Origin of the sequence: Bacillus sp. SN32 (assembly GCF_002837495.1) — a bacterium.
Classification (GTDB): domain Bacteria; phylum Bacillota; class Bacilli; order Bacillales; family Bacillaceae; genus Bacillus; species Bacillus subtilis.
In genome coordinates, this window is record NZ_PJCT01000003.1 from 66,124 (window position 1) to 84,793 (window position 18,670).

Below are 18,670 nucleotides of genomic sequence, written 5' to 3' on the forward strand. Positions count from 1 at the left end.
CCTTATTTTTGTGATGAATGAAGCTTAATGGCGTCCCAGCAGCATTGTTCCAATTCAGTAATTAAATCAGTGTCCATCTCTATATCACCTGTTTGGACGAGCTGATATATCTTGAGAAACGCTCCTAATACAATCGCAATTAACACATTAGAGGGCAGGCTGCGAATCACGCCTTCCGCTTTTCCCTTATTAAAATAGTCATCAAGCATTTGAGTCAGATTTTCTATCATTTTTTTGCTTGTATGATTTAAGTAATGAGCATCTTTTTTGGTTTCAAGAAAAAAAAGCGCATAGTCGCTCTCTTTCGTAAACTGAACGAGACAGCAAAATACGTGGTGAAAGCCTTCTCTGACAGGCAATTCTGAAACATCTTGCTTCAGTTTTTCCGTAAATCGCTGGATGCTTTCTTGAAACAGTACGTTGACGAGTGTTTCTTTGCTGTCAAAATAACGATAGATCGTTCCTGTCCCTACATGAGCACGTTCAGCTATCATAGGAATAGTGGTAGCGTCAAAACCCCTTTCCGTAAAAAGTGAGACCGACGCTTTCATAATCATGTCGTATTTACTGCTGGATGCGGATAACATGTAATCTACAACCTCCGATTCGTTTGCGGAATGAATATTCATTCCTATTGTTCATAAAGAATGTCTGCCCTGTCTGAAATCACCTCTTTGTTCTTTCTTCTGTTATAAGTTTATATGAAAAAAACTTTTTTTAATATAAAGTATATGCAAAAAATAAAAAATTAAGAAAATATACCCAAATCCTAATGCGAGGATCTTGGATATATTTCCCGAGAAATTTTTTATTTAACAGCCACAATACATAGACAGGAATCACGCCTGATAACAGAAAGATCCCTGAAATGCTGGTCTTTCAGCAGTTGAATATACGTTTTCTCTTTTTCACCGGTATTTGTGTCAATACTGATATAAAACCGGCCGTCAATTTGAAGCACCCTGTAAATTTCTCTTAATGCAAGCCTAATATCGGTGCAGCTCTGAACCGTATGTAAAGAAAAGACTTTATTAAAGGTACGGTCATCAAAGGGAATGTCCTCTGGATAGCCATGAAAAATCTCCCCGTTCCCCATGTTCTTTCGATTCGCACGTAATATCTGTCTTACCTTTCGCTTTGAAGGATCAATGCTTTTTAGGCTTCCCTTTTCTAGTTTCTTGGTTATGCTTTTAAAGACAGTGCCATTCCCAATTCCAATTTCTAAAATTCTGTCATTTTCTTGTATATCTATAGAGTCAATCATCATATGCTCAATTGTTTTGGTTAGCTTATATTTCCGAGAAAATAATTTCCAAAAATCCGATCGTTTATAGAGTCTATTTTCTAGCATTTTAAACACCTGCTTTTGGTTTCCTATGTTTATTTATTATATTCAAAAAATAAACATCATCTTCATTCTAAAAGTGAAGGAAGGTACCAACTAGACGGCAATGTATTGAAAAATGTTTCAATAGAACTAAACTTTTTCATTTTTTTCCGCAAAAAAAGCAGAAAACAAAATGTTTTCTGCCCTCTTTCTAATGCCAATGATAAGGGAATGCAAACAGCCTTTGCTGCTGCATTGCCATCAGCCTCTGCTGTCGGAATGGATTTCCATAACCATGTTTGAAGGAATGCGGCATGGACGCATAACCATGGCCAATCGACGGAAGCCTTTTTTGATAATCGTTCATCATGCCATCACCTGCCTCACAGTAACGTTGATTTATTGTATGCAGGCAGGCATTTCCTTGACAGCTGTTTCGCTAAACTTGGTCCTTCTCCATTGTATAATGCATCAATAATTCCATTCTAAGCATATGCCATTCCCCCTTCAGTTTTTTTCGTTGCTTTTAGCGCCAGTTTGTTAAATAAAGATGCTTTAACTGAGACTCTTTCATTTCATCATAAATCTGCTCAATCTGCTGTTCTCGTTCGAATTCTTCCAGGCTTTTAAACCGTTTTTTTATCGTTAACGTTAAAAAGAATAGGTTAATCGTCATATCGCTCACCCCCTTTCAAAGTCCGCATCAAGCGAAATAACCCGCGGCACACCCCTTCTGCCGCGGGCAAATAAAAACCGCAGACAAAAGAAGACACCAATGCCTCTACTGCCTGCGGGGAGTTGCGTATGTCCGACTATTCCGAATTTAATGCGTGCGATAAGCATCGGTTAAGGAAGGACACGAACTCTTCCACAGGCTGAATAAACTATGAACTTTTACATGTGTATCACGTACAGGTTGACGTCGTTGTCTCATTGTCATTTTGGTTCAGCCTCCTTTGCTTTTTTCTTACTTTGTAAGTATATCCACCAAATTCCATTTTGTAAACATCTTTTTCTAAAAATGGACGGAAATTGTGTAAATCATCGAATGGATTTGCCCGTTGGTCATGACACCTGCTTCATTTCTTTTCTGGAACGGTCTTTCTTATGATATGCAATAAAATAAATGAGACCTACAAATACAGCTCCGCCGATGACATTACCGATAAAAGCCGGAATGATGTTTCCGATGAACTGCCCCCACGTGAATGAGCCTGCAAAAATGGCAGCAGGAATCACAAACATGTTGGCGACAACGTGCTGAAATCCGATAGCCACAAAAGCCATGATTGGGAACCAGATGCCAAGGATTTTTCCTGCTGCGTCTTGGGCGCCGAAAGAAAGCCACACTGCAAGACATACAAGCCAGTTACAGCCGATGCCGGAAATGAGAACCTTGCCAAAGCTCATATCGAGCTTTCCTTGGGCAACGGCAATCGTTTTTTCTAAATAGGGACCTGTTTCAGTCAATCCAACCAAATGCCCGAAAAAGTACGCAACAAACAATGCGCCGATTAAGTTCATAATTGTGACGATTCCCCAGTTAATCGCTAACTCTTTTACTGATATTTTTCTCGAAAATAACGCCATCGCAACTGACATCATATTGCCTGTGATCAGTTCAGCGCCAGCGAGAACGACAAGGATCAGGCCGACTGGAAATACTGCTGCACCAATCAAACTGGACAGGCTCCCCCATTCTTTCGGAAGATCGCCGATTACCCTGATATCAAGCAAATACCCAAGCGCAATAAATGCACCGCCTAAAAACCCCAGCACAAGCAGTGACGGCAGCGGGAGCTTTATTTTTTTCATCCCTGCTTCAATTGCTGCTTCCGCTATTTCATCCGGTTTTCGAAAAGCCATAATAAAACGCCTCCATTACTTCTTCTTTTCTCACAGTTATGCAAGAAAGGCAATAAAAAAGGCAGCACTCAAATAACCTGTGTCAAACCAGGCGTTTGAATGCTGCCTAACTTGTATGCATACCCATACAACAATATCAAGCAGTATGTAAGATATTGAAAGAGAATATATACAGTTCGTGCATACATTCCATTGCTTTAGCCTTCTATAACTGTAGCAACATCATATCAAATGTGACAAATTTGTGTCAATGACAAATATACTAGCTTTGCAGAGCTTCTTTTTGCTCATCTATTTTTCGGTCAAAAACAAATACAGATACAGCGATGTTTTCCTCAATTTTAATATCAGAAAACAAATGGACTAGCTTAGCTCCCATAAGTTCCTCCATTCCTTCCGGTGTTTGTTTGGAATAAAGGTCTTGAATTAGGCTTGTCCGGGCCGCATGTACCATCTCTCTTCCTTCAGGCGTGCGGGCAATAAACTGCTCGCTTGCACTCAGATTTCCGTATAGTGTTGAAACTGCCATGTTTTCTACAAATACAGTATGAATTCTCTCAGGCCCTTTTCCGAACAATTCTTTGCGAAGTTTTCGAATGATATCATTGAATTCATGAATTTTTTTAGACATGCTGATTACCCCTTCCGATATTGCCTTATAAAGGCTTTTCCCGGTTCCCCTCAGGACATTTCACTTGGTTAAAATTTTCCTGCCATATTGTATTATAATAAATATCACATTATAATAAAAGCAGTGTTGATGGATTTGTAATAGGATCTTGTTATGAGTCTATCGTTTTATAAAAATCAAGGATTGGTCTGTTAGTAAGACTTGCTAGTGAACTATTCCGCCATGTGTGTTTACACCTTCTTAGAATTAAGGGCAGGTGTATCTATACATGGCTTTTTTTGACTTCTTGAAAGAAAGATGGAGGGGAATATGAATATGATGGACGTTAAGTCGATCAGTGTCCGTGTAGACGGAACAGAAATTCAAGCACGAGCAGGGGCCACAATTTTAGATATTTTAAATGAAAACGGAATTGAGTACCCGCAGATTTGCCACGTACCAGAGGTTGACCCGATTCAAACTTGTGATACTTGCATAGTAGAGGCAAACGGCAAGCTGGTTCGTTCATGCGCGACGGTTGCAGAAAACGGGATGTCTATTGATCTATCAGGAAATCGAGTGAAAGAAGCGCAAACCGAAGCGATGGACCGCCTTCTTGAAAATCATTTGCTGTATTGTACAGTTTGCGATAACAACAATGGAAACTGTACGCTGCATAATACAGCGGAAATGATGGGGATCGAGCATCAAAAATACCCATACACGCCAAAAGAAGATCCTTCTTGCGCGGTTGATATGTCTCATCCTTTTTACCGCTATGATCCAAACCAATGTATTGCCTGCGGCCAGTGTGTTGAGGTCTGTCAAAACCTTCAGGTAAATGAAACACTCTCAATCGACTGGGAACGCGAACGCCCTCGCGTCATTTGGGATGAGGGAGTTCCGATCAATGAATCTTCCTGTGTCAGCTGCGGTCAGTGTGTAACAGTATGTCCATGTAATGCACTGATGGAAAAATCAATGCTCGGGCAGGCTGGCTTTATGACAGGCATTAAAGAGGACGTCATGGAACCGATGATTGATCTCGTGAAAAATGTTGAACCGGGGTATGGCAGCATTTTTGCCATTTCTGAAGTCGAAGCGGCAATGCGTGAAACGAGAACGAAAAAAACGAAAACTGTATGTACGTTCTGCGGTGTCGGGTGTTCATTTGAAGTATGGACAAAAGGACGGGATATTTTAAAGATCCAGCCTGTTTCTGATGCTCCGGTTAACGCGATTTCCACATGTGTCAAAGGGAAATTCGGCTGGGATTTTGTCAATTCAAAAGAGCGGATCACAAAGCCTTTAATCCGTAAAAACGGAGCCTTTGTGGAATCTTCTTGGGAAGAGGCCCTCGATCTTGTCGCAAGCAGATTAGGATCAATTAAAGAGCAGTACGGTAAAGGCTCTGTCGGGTTTATTTCTTCTTCTAAAATTACGAATGAAGAAAACTACGTCATTCAAAAGCTAGCGCGTCAGGTATTTGAAACAAATAACGTCGATAACTGCTCACGCTATTGCCAGTCTCCTGCTACAGACGGATTGTTCCGCACTGTCGGCATGGGCGGTGACGCCGGCACGATTAAAGATATTGCCAAAGCCGGTCTCGTCATCATTGTCGGTGCCAATCCGGCGGAAGGACACCCAGTGCTCGCAACACGCGTCAAACGGGCACACAAGCTCCACGGTCAAAAACTGATTGTTGCCGACCTGCGTAAAAATGAGATGGCTGAGCGATCTGATCTGTTCATCAGCCCTAAACAAGGCACAGATCAAGTTTGGCTGATGGCTGTTACGAAATATATGATCGACCAAGGCTGGCACGATCAGGCGTTTATTGATGAGAACGTCAATTACTTTGAAGATTATAAAGAAACCCTTAAAACGTATACGCTTGATTATGCAGAACGCATCACAGGCCTTTCAAAAGAAAACATCATTCAAATTGCTGAAATGATTCGTGATGCTGACGGCACTTGTGTCCTTTGGGGAATGGGTGTCACACAAAATACAGGCGGTTCCGATACATCAGCAGCCATTTCAAACCTGCTTCTCGCTACGGGCAACTATCGCCGTCCAGGTGCCGGCGCTTATCCTCTGCGCGGACACAATAACGTGCAAGGCGCATGTGATATGGGAACATTGCCTGGCTGGCTGCCGGGATATCAGCATATTACAGATGACAAAGCCCGCGCTAAATTTGAAGAGGCATATGGTGTCGAGATTGATGGAAAGCCTGGTTTAGATAATATTCAAATGCTTCATGCCATTGAAGAAGGAAAAATGAAAGCTATGTATCTTGTCGGTGAGGATATGGCACTGGTCGATTCAAACGCGAACCATGTGCATGATATTTTATCAAGCCTTGATTTCTTCGTGGTACAGGACATCTTCCTGTCAAGAACAGCTCAATATGCTGATGTCGTCTTGCCAGCCACTCCTTCACTTGAAAAAGACGGAACATTTACCAACACAGAACGCCGTGTCCAGCGATTGTATCAGGCGCTTCCGACGCTTGGTGACGCAAAACCGGACTGGTGGATTATTCAAGAGGTGGCAAACCGTTTAGGAGCGAATTGGAATTACAGCCATCCAAGTGACATTTTCTCTGAAATGGCGAGTCTTTCTCCTCTGTTTGCCAAAGCAAGCTATGAGGTGCTTGAAGGCTGGAACAGCTTCCTATGGGGCAGCTTCACAGGTGAAAGCACACCGCTTCTGTATGAAGACGGATTTAATTTCCCTGACAAAAAAGCCCGCTTTGCCCTTTCTGATTGGACCGAGCCAGCGGCATTTCCGGAGGAATATGACCTTCATATCAATAACGGCCGGATGCTGGAGCATTTCCACGAAGGAAACATGACAAATAAATCGAAAGGCATCCAAGCGAAAGTGCCGAATGTATTCGTTGAGATCTCACCTGAGCTTGCACAAGAGCGAGGTGTTTGTGACGGTTCGCTTGTACGGCTCGTTTCTCCGTTCGGAGCAGTCAAATTGAACGCGCTGATCACAGACCGGGTACGGAAAAATGAACTCTATCTGCCAATGAACTCGACAGACAAGGAGTCAGCGATTAACTTCTTGACGGGCCCTGCAGCTGATAAACGGACGAACACGCCTGCTTATAAACAGACAAAAGTCCGCATGGAAGTGCTTGGCGGCTGTGAAACAGCGCCGCTTCCAAAAACAAATCCGCGCAACAAAAAACGGCATCCGCAAAACGGAGTCGAAGCAGAAAGAAAATGGAACCGTCCTGGCTATGTCCATCTGACTGATTAAACGATAGGAGGAAAACGAATGGCCACTCCGATTACGACGATCAAAAAAGAAACAAAAACAGCTGAGCAAATTAAGCTTGAAAAAATAGAAGAACTGAAAGAGCTGCTGGCGGAAAATGAGGACGCCGTCTCTAAAACGATGACATTAATGAATGAACTCAATGATCTTGGAATTTTTGACGCGGCAACAAGCATGCTCAGAGCGAAGGAAGACATTGCCAAGATTGCGCTTGGCCAAGTTTCCCGCGAGCCTGTCACCAACCTCATCAACACGATGATGGCCGCCGGAGGCGCATTGACAAAAGCCGATCCTGAGTTTACAGCAAAGCTTTTAGAAAGCGTAATGGCTGGGACTGAACAGGCACAAAGCTTTTTAAAAGAAGACAAGAAAGTCGGGATTCTCGACCTGTTAAAAGCAATGAACGATCCTGACATCAACAGAGCCGTCGGCTTCGGTCTTCAGTTTTTAAAAGGCATGGGAAAAGAACTTCGAGAAAAATAACAAAAAACAGCCATCTTTTGATGATGGCTGTTTTTTTATTCGTCGGCTTCTTCCAAACGCTTCTTGTAAATAAGTGAACGGTCAGCGCAAAAGAAGGCACCGGCTAAAAATACGCAATCCGCTAAAAACATAGTCGATTTCTGGCCTAATGTTAAGCCTTGATCAGGGAGAACTGCGCCTATATATAAAAAAGTGCTGACTGCAAGCAATGTAAAAGCAAAATGCTTGTAATCTTCTTTTAAAGATTTCATTCTATTTTTGTTCAAAAGAATCACCTGCCAGATTCATAGTATACGACTATTATAATATAATCCGGCGGCTTACAGAGAAAGTAATTCTATCCATTTGTTATATATTTTCAAGCGCTTGGCCGATATCTTCCAACAAGTCTTCCGCATCTTCAATTCCTACAGAAATTCTGATCAAGCCGTCCGTAATGCCGAGCTCAAGCCGGCGTTCTCTCGGAATAGAGGCATGTGTCATTCTTGCAGGAACAGAAATTAAGCTTTCAACCGCCCCCAGGCTTTCAGCAATGGTAAACAGTTTCAGTTTTCCTAAAAACGCATCAACCCGTTCTTCACTGCCAATATCAAAGGAGATCATGCCGCCGAAGCCAGATCCTTGCGTTTTTGCAAGCTCATGTCCGGGATGATTTGAAGAACCAGGGTAATATAACGTTTGGACAGCAGGGTGATTCTCAAGAAAGCTTGCGATTTTCCGCGCATTTTGATCGATCGCTTCCATTCTGAGTCCCAACGTTTTGATTCCTCTCATTAACAGCCAGGAATCTTGAGGGCCAAGCACGCCGCCTGTGGAGTTTTGCACAAAATGCAGCTCTTCTCCAAGCTCTTTCGAAGCTGTCACAACTAAACCTCCGACGACATCACTGTGTCCGCCAAGATATTTTGTCGCACTGTGAAGTACGATATCAGCGCCTAAAGTAAGCGGCTGCTGAAAATAAGGAGTGTTAAAGGTATTGTCTACAATAAGCAGAACACCCGCTTTTTTTGCGATATCAGCCATGAGCGTCAGGTCGGTGATTTTGAGCAACGGGTTTGTCGGTGTTTCAATATAAATGGCTTTTGTATTAGGGCGAATCGCTTTTTCAACTTCTTCCCTGCTGCTCGTATCAACAAATGTTGATTCAATGCCAAGACGGTTAAGCACCTTTGTCATCACGCGATATGTTCCGCCGTACACATCATCAGTCAACACGACATGATCTCCGCTGTTAAACAGCATCATAACCGCTGTAATGGCAGCCATTCCTGAGCTGAACGCATAGCCTGCTTCCCCGCTTTCCAGTTCTGTCACAAGTGCTTCGAGAGCGATTCGAGTCGGATTGGCCGTTCTTGAATACTCGTAGCCTGTATGCTGTCCTGCTTTCGGCTGCTTGTACGTGCTTACTTGATAAATGGGCACGGAAACTGCGCCTGTTTTCTCATCACCTGTGATTCCGCCATGTATCATCAATGTTTTTTTCTTCATATCAGATGCCTCCTTCGTATATTTGTTTGCTGATATATCGATCACTGCTGTCAGGAAATACTGTGACAATGTTAGTTCCAGCAGATGCTTTTTTTGCTTCCTCCAATGCCGCATAAAGCGCTGCACCTGAAGAGCTTCCAATCAGCAGGCCTTCTTTTTCTGCCGCTTCTTTCACAAGTCTAAACGCATTCTCATCTGTTACGGTGTAGATCTCGTCAAAATGGCTCTTATCCATATAATCGGGGATAAACTCCATGCCAATGCCTTCTGTTTTATGAGCGTGAGGCTCTCCTCCGTTTAAAATCGAGCCCTCCGGTTCAACAATCACCGTTTTGACTGCTGGATTTTTTTCTTTTAAGAAGGAAGCTGTTCCTGCGAACGTGCCCCCTGATCCTGCCCCTGCGACAAACGTATGAATATTCCCGTCAAGCGCTTCCCACATTTCAGGTCCAAGCGTCTTATAGTAAGTCGATGGATTTACTCGGTTTTTAAATTGCAAAACGCAATAAGAATTTTCAATTTCAGACTCCAGCTGAATGGCTTTTTGAATGGCGCCCTGCATTCCGTCTTGACGCGGTGTATGAATGATTGATGCGCCAAGCGCTTGCATAATTTGCTGTTTCTCTCTGCTGAAATGTTCAGGGACACAGAAAATCGCTTTCAACCCATATTTTCTGGCACTTAGCGCAAGGCCGATCCCTGTATTGCCTGCCGTAGCTTCTATAATCACTCCGCCGGGTTTCACCTTGCCTGAATCGAGCGCGTCACGAATCAGCATATCTCCCAGTCTGTCTTTGATGCTACCCCCGGGATTCATCATTTCAAGCTTGGCATACACCGCGACTCCTTCTGGAACATCAAAGTTCTTCAAGCGGAGAAGCGGTGTATTCCCAATCAGCTCGGTAATGTCCGTAATCACTGTCATATATGTCCTCCTCCTTATTAGAGGGTGTTTTTAGAAAAAACGGAGGAGAACATTCTCCCCGTTTTAATGAATTCGTTTGATCACCTTTAACACAAGCTCTGTTGAATGGACAGCCGCCTGCTCTAAAAATTGGTCAAATGAAACATGTGATTCTTTTCCTGCGATATCAGATAACGCTCTGATGACGACAAACGGCGTTTTAAATTGATGGCACACTTGAGCCACTGCCGCAGCCTCCATTTCAACCGCATACAAATCAGAAAATCTCGCACGCACCTCTTCAACCCGCTTCGGATCGTTCATGAAAGAATCGCCTGTTGCAATCGTTCCTTTTGCAACCTGAATGCCGTCGAGTTCAGATACCGCTTCTTCAGTGATGCTGATCAGCTTTTCATCCGCCGCATAAGCAGCCGGAAGACCCGGCACTTGGCCGTATTCATAGTCAAAAGCCGTTACGTCTACATCATGGTGGCGAACGTCAGTGGAAATGACGACATCTCCTACATTCAATGTATGATGAAATCCGCCGGCTGAGCCTGTGTTAATGACATAATCAGGCTTGTAACGGTCAAGCAGAAGCGTCGTGCTGATAGCAGCATTTACTTTTCCAATTCCTGATTTTAAAAGAATTACTTCAGTTCCTTCATATTCGCCTGTTGTAAATTCACAGTGTGCGATCGTTTCTGTTTTTGCATTTTCAAGTTTGTTTCTTAAGATGGTAACTTCCTCTTCCATTGCTCCGATGACTGCTAGTCTCATCTATTCACATTCCCTTCACTTTACCGTTTGATCGCCTCCATTATCCACACGAAGTCGTTTTGCTGAGTGAATCGGACTGCAAAACCTTCAGCTGTAAACATTTCTTTCAACGCATCCAATGTAGGATAATGCTCTGTCTCTAAATCATTTGCAAGCTGATAAAAGCCTTGAGAACGGGCTTTATCGATAGCCTTTTGATACGCTTGCGCATCTTCAAAGACGGTATCGGCAAACACTATTTTATCATGCAAGTGAAGGTATTTGCCATATTGCTTTATGGCAGCCCGCTTTTCTTCGTCAGTCAAATGATGAAAAGCATATGAACTGACAATTGTATCAGCCTGAAATGGCGGCTCAGGGAATGTCAGGAAGTCTCCATCAACGATTTCCGACCTGCCTGAAAGCTTGTCAGAAGCCAGTTTACGCATTGCTGGAGAAGGTTCGATTCCAAATACAGTTTTGCCTGCATCGAGCAGCTTAGCCGTCAAATTCCCGGTCCCCGGGCCAAATTCTAACACATGCGTTCCAGATTTGCTGACGATGGCATCAAGGATATGATCATAGCCTCTGAACGCTTCTTTATACTGAATATCTAAACCTTGTACTGTTTGGTCATAAGTTGCTGCCCAATCTTCAAAGAGAGGGATAAATTCACGTCCCATATTTGTCACACTCCATATTTAATAATTCCTATAAGCATACTATGAATTAATGATGGAACAGTTCCTATAATACCACATCTTCTGAAAAGCAGGTACTAAAACACTTTGTGTATTTTATGCCATCTCATATTGCGCATTGACCGCAAAAAAGCTTATACTTCATATGACTTGTGAAAGCTGGAGGGTCAAGACATGAATTTTCAATTAGATCTGATTAAAGACAAAGTGGAATTTTTTGAAGCGGCTTCATTGCAGGAGCTTGAAAAGAAAATCAATACACAAATTGAAAACAATAAAGCCATCATGCTCCGGGTGAAATCTGTTTCACACCAAACTGCTGTGGCAGAAGGAAGAATATTGTACAGCGCGGTGGTTCATTTCGCAGCTGAAGCCTAAAACAAAAGCAGCCGGTTGTAACCCGGCTGCTTTTGTTTATTTTAGCTTTTCTACTTTTGTCGGCTTCCAGCCTTTTTCATCGACCCATGTAATCGTCACTTGATATTTATTCCCAGTCGCCTTGTCCAAAATCTTGCCTTTAGCATCCTGAGGGCTGCCGTTATTTCCAAGCCAGAGCACCGTCATGTTATCTGTTGAGACACCAGTTGCGTACGAGATGGCTTTCAGCATCTCAGCCCAATCTTGTGAGCTTGAATCATAAGTAGCGGCATGCTCGCCAGTCTGCTCAGTTCCGACTGCTTTCCAGTCAGGATTTTCATACGTTTTTTCCACATCGCTCGATGAGCCGCCTTCTGTTACTTTTGCATCTTTAAGCCCGTCACCGGCTGAATCTGAGCTTGAATCTGAATCAGAGTCATCTTTTTTAGAAGAAGAATCATCTTTTTTGGAATCAGAGTCAGAAGACTTCTCAGAATCCTTTTCGCTGTCAGATGTATCTTTCTTGCTGTCTTTTATATCCTCATCCGATTTCTTTTCCGTCTTTCCTGAAGCCGGAGATTCCTGTTTTTGCGCCGTTTCAGAATCCTTGCTGACATCTTTGCTAGAAGGACTGTTAATGAAGAGATTCGCTGCTACTACGACAATTAGTATGGATACGATTGCGATTAAAATGTTAAGCACTAAATTGGCTTTTCTGCGTTTATCACGATTTTCATAACGAGATTGATTATTGCTCAATAATTCTGCACTCCTTTATCCCTCTTGGCTCAGCATATATTTTAACATGTGCTGAGAAGTTGTTCTATTTCTGATTGATTTCAATTTCGTGTACTTTTTTAACAATATCATAAAACACCGAATTTGTCAGAGCCTTATCTCCCGGTGTATCCATGTGTAAAACAACCAGAGCGTATTTCGGCTTATCCGCGGGAAAATATCCGGCAAACCATTTTTCATAGAGCGTTTCCTTCTCTTTTGAAAGCTTGCCTGTTTGGGCTGTGCCCGACTTCCCTGCTACAGTATACGGAAGATCTTGAAACCTTCTGCCCGTTCCGGAAGGAGATTCTACCACCCGCCGCAGTATTTTTTGAAGCTGCTGTGACGTATATTTGTCTATCGTTTCCCCTTTGAGCTTCTGATCCTTAAACGTAACGAGCGTTGTGCCGTTCTTATACTCAATTTGTTCGGCAATTTTCACCTGCCGTTTTTCTCCGCCGCGGGCGATTGTCGCCATCATATTGGCTACCTCCAGCGGCGTTACCTTTACATTTTTCTGCCCGATTGCTGTTTGCGCAATGGCTTTTTTGACTGATTTGTCTTTTTCATCCCCCCAAATCACGCCGCTTTTTTCGTTATACAGCTGGCGGAAATCGGTTTCGTGGTACAGTTTTCCCTCCCAGCCTGCCCGATCAGTGAGAGCCAGCTTCTCGGACATATCTTCAATAACCGAGCTGTCTTTCTTCATTAATTGTTCTGCAAGACTCGTAAATGTGTAATTACAGCTTTGGGCAAAACTTTCATCAAAAGACAAGGTGCCTTTGTCGTCCCCCGGTTCCCCGTACAGGTTTAAATTGCAATTAAAGGTTTGACTAGGCTTCACCATATTATTTTCGATTGCAGCTGCGGCAATGACTGTTTTAAAAACTGATCCGGGATAGATTGGCGTCAGCATATAATTTTGAAGTGTGTTTTGCCGGGACACATCCGCATCTGGTTTGCTTACAATTCCCAGAACACTGCTATTTTCGATGTCCAGCAGCACAGCTCCTCCCTTTTTCAGCCCCTGTTCATCCAATACCTCCTCCATCGCTTTTTGAATGCTTTGATCGATCGTTGTTTTGACCTGGAGCGGATAAAATGTATTGGCTTCAGCTGTATATTTGACGTCCATGCCAAACAAAGGGTTTCCTTTTCCGTCCACATGATATAAAAGCTTTGTGTCTTGTTCCGGAAGCAAAAACTCGTCAAATGTCCGTTCTAAACCGGTTGTTCCGATTTCTGTTGTAATCGGAAGGCTCTCCTTGTCAGGATATTTCTTGCGAAGCAGCGCCGGATCTTGGTTCGTGCTCCCTATCGTATGTGAAGCAAGGCTGGGCTTGTCTTCATTCTCCATATATACGCCGTAAATGCCGGGATATTTCAAAGAATTGATTTTTGTGATAGATTGTTTTGAAAGTGTTTTGATTTTCTTTTGCTGCAAAATGACCGGTTTTTTTGCCTTACCTAGTGTCTGGCGCAAATCATCTTCAGACATGCCGAGGATGTCCGCAACTTTTTTGATCGGCCAATCCTGCGTCAACAGAAAAGGGAACAAAACAACCGCAGGCTCGCTTTGTCCTGTCAGCGCCCGCCCGTTTCGATCTAAAAAAGAGCCTCTTCCATCTGAAATAAGCACTTCCTCCGTCCGCTGTTTCACACTTTCTTGAATCAAATTAATTTTCTTTTTAGAAAATGATTCTGTGAAAAACAGCTGGATTTCTGCAAGCCTCAGCAGAAGCAGAAAAAATACAATCAAAAAAGCGATGACTGCCAGCTTCATTCGTTTCGATATCTTCATAAAAAAACACCTCACCCACATTGTGGACGAGGTGTTTCGCTGCTAAACAGATATTATGAAATTTTCACAATTTTCACGAGCATTTCTCCGCCCGGTGTTTGTACTGTGACTTCTTCATCTACTTTTTTGCCCAAGAGGCTTTTTGCGATCGGTGAATCGTTTGAGATTTTCCCTTCAAACGGGTCAGCTTCCGCGCTTCCGACGATCGTATATGATTCTTCATCACCGTCAGGCAGTTCGACGAAAGTGACGGTTTTACCCAAACCGACAACGTTAGAGCCGCCGTCATCTTCAATGATTTTCGCATTGCGAATCATATTTTCAAGAGTCGTCACGCGGCCCTCTACAAATGCCTGCTCTTCTTTCGCTGAATCGTATTCAGAGTTCTCGGAAAGGTCTCCGAAGCTTCTCGCAATTTTGATTCGCTCTACTACTTCTTTTCGTTTAACCGTTTTCAAATATTCTAATTCTTGTTCAAGTTTTTGTTTTCCTTCTGCAGTCATAGGAAAAACTTTCTCTTGTGCCATGTCCCTTCACTCCTTCTGGTTGTCCCTCAACATCTTCGATTATGTATGAGAGCATAAACTAAAAAATACAAGAATGAGAACACAGGGCAGTCCTCGTTCTTCTCTCCCATATAGGTACTGTTTATCTTAAACTGAATCGTGTCGTTCTGCAAATATTTCGCGTTTATAAACAGGGAAAGAAGGGAATTCGCACATTCCCTTCCTGCCTATACATAATATGGTCAGAGTTATTTATGTCTATGCTATGGTATTACAAAATCGCGTTTTGTTCAAGAATGGTTTGAATTTTTGTGACCATCAGATCAATTGCGACGTGATTCTGACCGCCTTCCGGGATAATAATATCAGCGTATCGTTTCGTCGGCTCGACGAATTGGTTATGCATCGGACGGACCACTGACACATATTGTTCAATGACAGAATCAATAGAGCGTCCGCGCTCATTAATATCTCTCATAATCCGTCTGATGATACGCAAGTCAGCGTCCGTATCAACATAAAGCTTGATATCCATCAGATCACGAAGCCTTTTGTCTTCAAGAACAAGAATGCCTTCAAGGATAATAACATCCTTTGGCTCTACGTGAACCGTTTCTTCTGAACGTGTGTGAAGCTTATAGTCATAAATCGGCTTTTCAATCGGGCGATAATTCAATAGATCCTGAATATGCTCGATTAAATAGTCATTATCAAACGCAAGCGGATGATCATAGTTTGTGTTCAGCCTTTCTTCAAACGGAAGATGGCTTTGGTCTTTATAATAAAGGTCCTGCTGGATCATTAAAATCGAGTGTCCTTTAAATTGTTCATAAATGGACCGTGTGACACTCGTTTTTCCTGAACCGGAACCTCCTGCGATTCCAATGACTACTGGATTCTTACCCATGGGCTGTTACTTCCCCTTTCTCATCATGTTGCTCGGATAAATCTTTTTGTCTAGTTTGAATTTGACAATTTGCAGGGGATGGCGGGCAGCATCTAGCTCATTTCCGTCTTCGTCCCAAATGGTTTCAATCGTATGTGTAAAGTTTTCGATTTCTGGACCGAAAAATTCCACTTCGTCGCCTTTTTTGAAGAAATTGCGCTGCTGAAGCGTGACCATTTGTGTATCTTCATCATAATTCAGCACTAAGCCGACAAAATCATATGTCGTTTTCTTGGCGTGTTCGCCGAACATTTGCTCTTCATAGCCTGGCGTTCCTTCAAAGAAAGCTGTCGCAGTGTCCCTGTTGGCGCACTTATCAAGCTCTTCAAGCCATTCTTTTTGAATCACAAAGTTCTCTGGATCAGCGCAATAAGCATCGATTACTTTGCGGTATACGCTGACAACAGTTGCTACATAGTGAATGGATTTCATGCGGCCTTCAATCTTTAAGCTGTCGATCCCCATTTCAATCATTTTCGGAATGGATTCAATCAGCTTCAAATCTTTCGGGCTCATCGCAAATGGTGCATCTTCTTCACCATACAAAGCAACGGCGTTGGCACCGTCTGTTTGGTAGAGATCATAATCCCAGCGGCATGACTGGCAGCAGCCTCCGCGATTGGAATCCCGCGCTGTCATGTGATTGCTCAGCACGCAGCGGCCGGAATATGCGATACACATTGCGCCATGAATAAAGGATTCGATTTCGATATCTACCTTTTCTTTCATTTCTCTGATTTCAAGAGCGCTTGTTTCACGTGCCAGCACGACGCGGTCGAGACCTTCTTCCTTCCAGAACTGGACAGCCTTCCAGTTTGAAAGAGACTGCTGTGTGCTCAAGTGAACCTCAACATTCGGCGCCACTCTGCGGCATGTTTCGATAATAAGCGGATCTGCCACAATAATACCGGCAACGTTGGCGTCTCCAAGCGCTTTTAAATAGTCTTCAAGCCCGTCCATGTTTTCATTATGAGCGAAAATATTCGTTGTTACGTAGATCTTCGCGCCATATTTCTTTGCGAATTCAACGCCTTCTGCAATTTCTTCGATCGTAAAGTTATCGGCATTCGAGCGCAGCCCGTATTCCTGTCCCCCGATAAAGACCGCGTCCGCTCCGTAATGAACAGCGATTTTCAGCTTTTCAAGATTACCCGCAGGTGCGAGAAGCTCCGGCTTTTTCGTAATCACACGCTTTCCATTAACGATTGTGGATATTTTATCATTTACGGCAGTCATAGCTTAACCTCCTTTTGATTAATAAACCGTTTCCTTGAAGAAGAATCCGGTATCAATTTTTCTGTTTACTGGCTGGATGCTTTCAATGCGTTCGATCCAGTCTTCTTTTTTCACTTCGTATTCGTCACGGTTTTCCACGCACAAATCAATTGCTTCTCTGTACATTTTGGTGACTTCTATTAGGTATTCAGGCGTTTTCAAAACACCATCGATTTTGAAAGAATCAATTCCGGCATCTATCAATTCCTCGAGCTCATCAATGATGCACACATCGTTCGGGCTCATGATGTGAGTGCCGTTTTCATCTTCGAAAATCGGATATTTATTATCACGTTCTTTATCGTGTAAAAACATGCCTGATTCTTTTTTCTTTCTTTCAATGTCCATGACTTTGCCCTGATATTCAAAATAGTTTCCAATCAAAGAACGCTTCGATTGGAACATGCACGTCATTCCATGCACCTGGATTTCAATTTCGACTTCCGCATTTTCTTTAATCTCAACAATGCTGTCCATGTTTAATTCTCTGGCAAGCACAGAGCGCGCCGCACCCTTGCGTCCCCAGTAGTTGCATGTATAATAGTTGGTGCCTGTCGTTTCTGTGCTCCAATGAAGCTTCAGATCAGGCGCAGATTCACGGGCAGCCATCAGCACGGCAGGATCACCGAATACCGCTGCATCGACACCGGCTTCTGCTAAGAAAGCCAGATATTCGCCAAGCTCACCCACTTTATCGTTATGGAAAATTGCATTTACAGCAACGTATACTTTTGCTCCTTCTTTGTGAGCAATCTCTACGGCTTTTGTTACATCTTCACGAGAAAATTCTCCGGCTAATCTCAAGCCGTATCTCTGTTCCCCAACTAAAAACGCAGTTGCCCCCGCCTGTATGAGCGGCAAAATGTCCGCTGTGCTCGTCGGCGTCACTAAGAGCTCTGGTTTTTTCATGACGTTCACCTCTTCTTTTTACTAATCGCAAGTCCGTCCCCGACAGGAATAATCGCAGTTTGATAATCCGGATGATTCATCAGCCAATGATTATATTCATCAATTTTTGCTACAAGCCTGCGCCTTCTCTTCGGTTCTATTTTGCTGTAATCCTCTGCCACCAGACCCTTAAACAGCACGTTGTCCGTTAAAATCACCCCGTCCGGTGAAAGCATCGGTTCATATAAATGAAAAAAGTTTTGATACTGACCTTTTGCAGCGTCAATAAAAATGACATCGTAAGGCGCAGTTACATGAACGGCGTCGGCTAATTCAAGCGCATCTCCGTAAAAAACATGAATCCGGTCATCAAGCTGAAATTCCTTGATATTGTTTACCGCTTCTTCATGCCGTTTCTCATTGCGTTCAATTGTATATATTTCAGCAGACGGCAGCTCCAGCGCCATTCGAATAGCTGAATAACCAATGGCCGTTCCGATTTCTAGTATTTTTTTCGGCTGTTTCACAGACAAAATTTGAAGCAGCACCTCCATGCCCGCTTTTTCCATGATCGGGACATGATGTTCTTCTGCATATGCTTCAAGCTTCTTCACGTTATCCGGCCGAGGCTTTAATAATGCTTCTATATAGTCATTTATTTGTTCATACCGGTCAGTCACTACAA

General features: G+C 43.1%; 21 protein-coding genes. 3 read left to right on the forward strand and 18 right to left on the reverse strand.

All coding sequences use genetic code 11. From position 1 onward, the window contains the following. Positions 1-2: 2 nt before the first annotated feature. The 6 genes from fatR to CW370_RS13915 all read right to left on the reverse strand — a co-directional run bounded on the left by fatR (position 3) and on the right by CW370_RS13915 (position 3,824). Positions 3-587, reverse strand: coding sequence for a transcriptional regulator FatR (gene fatR / locus CW370_RS13895; protein WP_021480200.1), 585 nt, complete (start codon positions 585-587; stop codon positions 3-5). 221 nt (positions 588-808) lie between these two features. Further along, complete coding sequence (locus CW370_RS13900) at positions 809-1,351, reverse strand: class I SAM-dependent methyltransferase (protein ID WP_024572079.1); 543 nt, start codon at positions 1,349-1,351, stop codon at positions 809-811. A gap of 187 nt (positions 1,352-1,538) precedes the next feature. Beyond that, positions 1,539-1,697: a hypothetical protein gene (locus tag CW370_RS21305; protein WP_014477487.1), complete on the reverse strand. Its 159-nt coding sequence runs from the start codon at positions 1,695-1,697 to the stop codon at positions 1,539-1,541. Positions 1,698-1,853: 156 nt separating this feature from the next. Further along, on the reverse strand, positions 1,854-2,003 hold the full coding sequence (locus tag CW370_RS13905; protein ID WP_004399102.1) for a YrzI family small protein: 150 nt from the start codon (positions 2,001-2,003) through the stop codon (positions 1,854-1,856). Positions 2,004-2,392: 389 nt separating this feature from the next. Continuing rightward, positions 2,393-3,193: a formate/nitrite transporter family protein gene (locus CW370_RS13910; protein ID WP_024572080.1), complete on the reverse strand. Its 801-nt coding sequence runs from the start codon at positions 3,191-3,193 to the stop codon at positions 2,393-2,395. A 262-nt stretch (positions 3,194-3,455) separates the two neighbouring features. Continuing rightward, the gene (locus CW370_RS13915; RefSeq protein ID WP_004398508.1) at positions 3,456-3,824 is read right to left on the reverse strand and encodes a DUF2294 domain-containing protein; all 369 of its coding nucleotides are present in this window, start codon (positions 3,822-3,824) and stop codon (positions 3,456-3,458) included. A 315-nt stretch (positions 3,825-4,139) separates the two neighbouring features. Between CW370_RS13915 and fdhF the strand changes: the two genes are divergently transcribed. Next, on the forward strand, positions 4,140-7,082 hold the full coding sequence (gene fdhF / locus CW370_RS13920; RefSeq protein ID WP_010886582.1) for a formate dehydrogenase subunit alpha: 2,943 nt from the start codon (positions 4,140-4,142) through the stop codon (positions 7,080-7,082). Positions 7,083-7,100: 18 nt separating this feature from the next. Then, positions 7,101-7,583, forward strand: a complete 483-nt coding sequence (locus tag CW370_RS13925) for a DUF1641 domain-containing protein (RefSeq protein ID WP_014477490.1) — start codon at positions 7,101-7,103, stop codon at positions 7,581-7,583. 35 nt (positions 7,584-7,618) lie between these two features. Here CW370_RS13925 and CW370_RS13930 read toward each other — a convergent pair whose 3' ends face one another. The 5 genes from CW370_RS13930 to CW370_RS13950 all read right to left on the reverse strand — a co-directional run bounded on the left by CW370_RS13930 (position 7,619) and on the right by CW370_RS13950 (position 11,417). Next, a complete protein-coding gene (locus CW370_RS13930) occupies positions 7,619-7,849 on the reverse strand; it encodes a YrhC family protein (protein WP_003237358.1) in 231 nt (76 codons plus the stop codon). Positions 7,850-7,931: 82 nt separating this feature from the next. Continuing rightward, a complete protein-coding gene (locus CW370_RS13935) occupies positions 7,932-9,071 on the reverse strand; it encodes a bifunctional cystathionine gamma-lyase/homocysteine desulfhydrase (RefSeq protein ID WP_101169771.1) in 1,140 nt (379 codons plus the stop codon). Position 9,072: 1 nt separating this feature from the next. Then, positions 9,073-9,996, reverse strand: a complete 924-nt coding sequence (locus CW370_RS13940; protein ID WP_042976679.1) for an O-acetylserine dependent cystathionine beta-synthase — start codon at positions 9,994-9,996, stop codon at positions 9,073-9,075. 63 nt (positions 9,997-10,059) lie between these two features. Continuing rightward, entirely contained in the window at positions 10,060-10,755 is a 696-nt protein-coding gene (gene mtnN / locus CW370_RS13945) for a 5'-methylthioadenosine/S-adenosylhomocysteine nucleosidase (protein WP_009967881.1), read from the reverse strand. A 20-nt stretch (positions 10,756-10,775) separates the two neighbouring features. After that, positions 10,776-11,417 (reverse strand): class I SAM-dependent DNA methyltransferase, encoded by a 642-nt coding sequence (locus CW370_RS13950; RefSeq protein ID WP_014480412.1) that lies wholly within the window; start codon positions 11,415-11,417, stop codon positions 10,776-10,778. 192 nt (positions 11,418-11,609) lie between these two features. On the opposite strand from CW370_RS13950, the gene CW370_RS13955 reads away from it, so the two are divergent. Further along, entirely contained in the window at positions 11,610-11,813 is a 204-nt protein-coding gene (locus CW370_RS13955; protein WP_014477495.1) for a YrzA family protein, read from the forward strand. A gap of 36 nt (positions 11,814-11,849) precedes the next feature. Here CW370_RS13955 and CW370_RS13960 read toward each other — a convergent pair whose 3' ends face one another. From CW370_RS13960 to CW370_RS13990, 7 genes are all read right to left on the reverse strand, one after another. Beyond that, on the reverse strand, positions 11,850-12,551 hold the full coding sequence (locus CW370_RS13960) for a YrrS family protein (protein WP_003246156.1): 702 nt from the start codon (positions 12,549-12,551) through the stop codon (positions 11,850-11,852). A gap of 64 nt (positions 12,552-12,615) precedes the next feature. Beyond that, the gene (locus CW370_RS13965; RefSeq protein WP_024572771.1) at positions 12,616-14,370 is read right to left on the reverse strand and encodes a peptidoglycan D,D-transpeptidase FtsI family protein; all 1,755 of its coding nucleotides are present in this window, start codon (positions 14,368-14,370) and stop codon (positions 12,616-12,618) included. A gap of 53 nt (positions 14,371-14,423) precedes the next feature. Next, positions 14,424-14,897 (reverse strand): transcription elongation factor GreA, encoded by a 474-nt coding sequence (gene greA, locus CW370_RS13970; protein ID WP_004399078.1) that lies wholly within the window; start codon positions 14,895-14,897, stop codon positions 14,424-14,426. Positions 14,898-15,147: 250 nt separating this feature from the next. Next, entirely contained in the window at positions 15,148-15,783 is a 636-nt protein-coding gene (udk, locus tag CW370_RS13975) for a uridine kinase (RefSeq protein WP_003225916.1), read from the reverse strand. 6 nt (positions 15,784-15,789) lie between these two features. Then, a complete protein-coding gene (locus CW370_RS13980) occupies positions 15,790-17,058 on the reverse strand; it encodes a peptidase U32 family protein (protein WP_003229802.1) in 1,269 nt (422 codons plus the stop codon). A gap of 18 nt (positions 17,059-17,076) precedes the next feature. Next, positions 17,077-18,006: a peptidase U32 family protein gene (locus tag CW370_RS13985; protein WP_024573228.1), complete on the reverse strand. Its 930-nt coding sequence runs from the start codon at positions 18,004-18,006 to the stop codon at positions 17,077-17,079. 5 nt (positions 18,007-18,011) lie between these two features. After that, positions 18,012-18,665, reverse strand: a complete 654-nt coding sequence (locus CW370_RS13990) for an O-methyltransferase (RefSeq protein WP_015714429.1) — start codon at positions 18,663-18,665, stop codon at positions 18,012-18,014. Between the last annotated feature and the right edge of the window lie 5 nt (positions 18,666-18,670).